The sequence below is a fragment of the Neisseria sp. P0021.S005 genome (assembly GCF_051956955.1).
This window is the reverse complement of sequence record NZ_JBQCWY010000318.1, coordinates 1-3,431: the sequence shown is the minus strand read 5'-3', so window position 1 is coordinate 3,431 and position 3,431 is coordinate 1. Positions and strand designations below refer to the sequence as shown.

Annotated in this window: 3 protein-coding genes; 1 reads left to right on the top strand and 2 read right to left on the bottom strand. The window is 51.3% G+C overall.

Annotated features, from left to right (window positions below):
- Window positions 1–854: ABC transporter ATP-binding protein (locus ACTHUE_RS13410; protein WP_440423710.1), on the top strand; the 854-nt coding region annotated here is incomplete at its 5' end.
- 191 nt (window positions 855–1,045) lie between these two features.
- Here ACTHUE_RS13410 and ACTHUE_RS13405 read toward each other — a convergent pair.
- A complete protein-coding gene (locus ACTHUE_RS13405) occupies window positions 1,046–2,710 on the bottom strand; it encodes an AIPR family protein (RefSeq protein ID WP_070461261.1) in 1,665 nt (554 codons plus the stop codon).
- 89 nt (window positions 2,711–2,799) lie between these two features.
- Window positions 2,800–3,431: class I tRNA ligase family protein (locus ACTHUE_RS13400; RefSeq protein ID WP_440423707.1), on the bottom strand; the 632-nt coding region annotated here is incomplete at its 5' end.

The following is a 3,431-nucleotide window of genomic DNA, read 5'->3' as shown; positions in this document are numbered from 1 at the left end:
TCGCCGTACTCGGCCGCTCCGGCTGCGGCAAATCCACCCTGCTCAAAACCATCGTCGGCCTGGTGCGTCCCGACAGCGGCGAAGTCTGGCTCAACGGCGACAACATCACCGACATGCCGTCTGAAAAACGCAATATCTCGCTGATGTTTCAAGACTACGCCCTTTTGCCGCATTTAACCGCCCTCGACAACGTCGGCTTCGGCCTCAAAATGCGCCGTCTGCCCAAAGCCGAAATCGAAGAACAATCCATGCAGGCCTTGCGCGACATCGGTTTGGAACACGAAGCCCAACGCAAACCCGAAAGCCTCTCCGGCGGCGAACAGCAACGCCTCGCCCTCGCACGCGCCCTAATCACGCGCCCGTCACTGTTGCTCTTGGACGAAGCCTTCTCCAGCCTCGACACCCACCTGCGCCACCACCTGCGCACCCTGACTGCCGAACGCATCCGCAGCCAAAACATCCCCGCCATCCTCGTGACCCACTCCGCCGAAGAAGCCTGCACCATGGCCGACACCATCGCCATCATGCACGAAGGCCGCATCCTCCAACACGGCACGCCGGAAACCCTTATCCGCCGCCCCGTCAACGCCCAAGCCGCCCTGTTGCTCGGTTTGGCCAACACCGGCGACACACGCTACATCCCCCAACACGCCATACGATTCGACCCGAACGGCACGGCCGTCCGCATCAGCGAAGCCGTCCCCCTCGCCGAAGGCATACGCCTCACCCTCGCCCATCCGCAATACGGCGATTTGATTTGGTATCCCCATGCCGACCACGATACGGACAAACCGCAAACCGGACAGGAAATCAGCATCAGCGTGGATGAAAATCAGATTGTTTGGTTTGATTGAATGTGATGGATTAAAAAAAAGAAAAAGGCCGTCTGAAAAGCAACAAACACCGTCATTCCCGCGCAGGCGGGAATGACGGCGGATGGGTTTGGGGCGGGGGAAAGGTTTCAGGCTGACTTGGGAAGGGCAGCCTGAAAATGGGGAGGCCGTCTGAAAGACGGATTCAGACGGCCTCCCCATTGGTTAGTCGGTTACTTCAAGTAATTAATTAAATCTCCACGTCTAAACGTGGCGGCAAGTTGTTGTAAAGAAATTTCTGAGCTATCGTTGTAAAGTGCAGCAAGTGCCTGCCGGATGTCCTGTATTGCTGCTTGAAGGTAAGCTTCGCCCTTTTCATCCAGCCGTGCCTGCAAAGAAACGAAATTTTGATGATTAACCAAATCAAATGATGCCAATCCTGAATCTGCAAGAAGTTTCCTGCCAATCTGCATGGCAATAAAACAGGAAGCATAACGGACAAAGTCGGGATCATTTTCCTGCGGGCGTTTTCTTCTGTTCTCTGCCATACGGTAAATCAATACGGACAATACCGCCTGCGCCCCGTTCAAATTATCGAAAATTTCGCCATACAATTTACCAAAATGCTCCTTGGTGAAAAATTTCGCCTGCTGGGGTTTTTCTTTGACAACCGAAAGTACCGCTTCGGCAACCGTGCCTGATGTAATATCGTTTTTTCCTGCTTCCTGGCTACGCTTGCGTCGGTAGGTGTAACCCAACTCTGCAATCGATATCTCCAAACGCTGCTGCTGGGGATCGTTGGCTCTCAAATCCTTCAAATCCACAGGATTTTGGCTGTTGGTGGCATGGGTGATTTTCATAACCAAATCGTTTTGCTCTTTTGGCAGCTCGTAGATGCGCACCAACACGCTGGCATTGTCCGAAATATCGGAAAAATCTGCTATTGCGTTCATCAGGGTCATGGATGTCTGACCGCCGTTTACAATCTGCAAATCCGTAACATTGACCTGGTAATCGGATGTCTGCAAGGCATTATAGGAAAAACTTCTGCATATCAAAGTCAGCCCGTTATTGTAAAAATAGAAATTATCCGGCTCGTGTTGCAGGGTTCTTTGGATATCCTGATTAACGCGGTTTCCTGTCAAACCGAGATAACGGCGGATATTCCTTTCCAGTAGTTTTTCGCCATGCTGTCTCATTAATTGGGCAATTTCTTTAACAGGAATCCGCCCGATACAGACGCGGCTGAAATTCATATCTTCAATTACTGCTTTGCCTTTCAGCCGCAATACGGCATCGACAGGTTTTGTGCGGCTACGGATAGCCAGCAGGGTTTCATGGTTGGCATACTCCCATGACACTTGGGATACAGATTGAAATTCGCGGTCAATATCGGTTTGCGCTTCCCGGTTCCATTTCAGCCCGTTGTTGCAGGCGATAACCCGAATCTGCGGTATCTGCCCGTCCCGAATACGTGAGCGGATATCTTCGACTTTGGCTTTCAAGCGCATATTGATGCCGCCCAAATCGGCAGCCGGATTAAACAGATATTGAACGGCCTTGATTAATTTTTCTATGCCGGTTTGTGGGAAATTTTTATTTCCGTCCAAACTCTTGGCGTATTTTGACTGGATAAGGACAACGGAAAATTCCCCATCGTTTTCTTCATCTATATAAACAGCATCCGTTCCAAAATCTCCGCCTCCGTCAACCAGACAATCCAAGGCTGTTTCTTCATCCAAATCCAAAATGTCTTTGATACAGATAAAAGTAAACAGGGCGGATTTGAGTTTGTCCGTGTCATTTGGGTTGATGTTCAAAATTTGGCATACTTCATCTTTGGTTTCCTGCGGAATACCTAAAAGCTGTTGGTCTAAAATAGAAGCAGCGATATCCATGATAGTCTCCGTACATTTTTGAATTTTTAAAATATGAAAGCTGTGTTTCGGCCTGAAAACCACTCCACCGTTTTCAGGCTGCCTTCCAATCACCCTCTCAACTTCGCCAATTGCCCTTCCACTTTCCCCATCTTATCCATCAACTCCGCCAATTCCGCCTTATCCTTCTCCACCAGATGTGCGGGGGCTTTGTCCACATAGCCGGGTTTGGAGAGTTTGGCGTTGAGTTTGTCCAAGGCTTTTTGCAGCTTCTCGGCTTCTTTGCTCAAACGGGCGGTTTCGGCGGCTTTGTCGATTTCGACTTTCAGCATCAGGCGCGCGCCGTTGCAGACGGCGACAGGTGCGTCTTCCGCTTCCGGCAAGCTGTCCACCAGCTTGGCTTCGGTCAGTCGGGTCAGCGACGGCAGGTATTTGAGCAGGCCTTCGAGTTCTGCGTTGCCTTCGACAAAGAGCGGCGCTTTGACGTTTGGCGCGATACCCATTTCGCCGCGTAGTTTGCGCACTTCTTCCACCAAGTCTTTCAATGCGGCCATTTTATCGAAGGCCGTCTGAACGATTTTCTCTTTATCGGCTTGCGGATAGGCGGCCAACATGATGCTGTCGGCGGTTTTGGCATTCGCCAGAGGCGCAACGACCTGCCACAGCTCTTCGGTAATGAACGGCATGATTGGGTGCAGCAGGCGCAGGATGGTTTCGAGTACGCGCACGAGGGTGCGGCGTG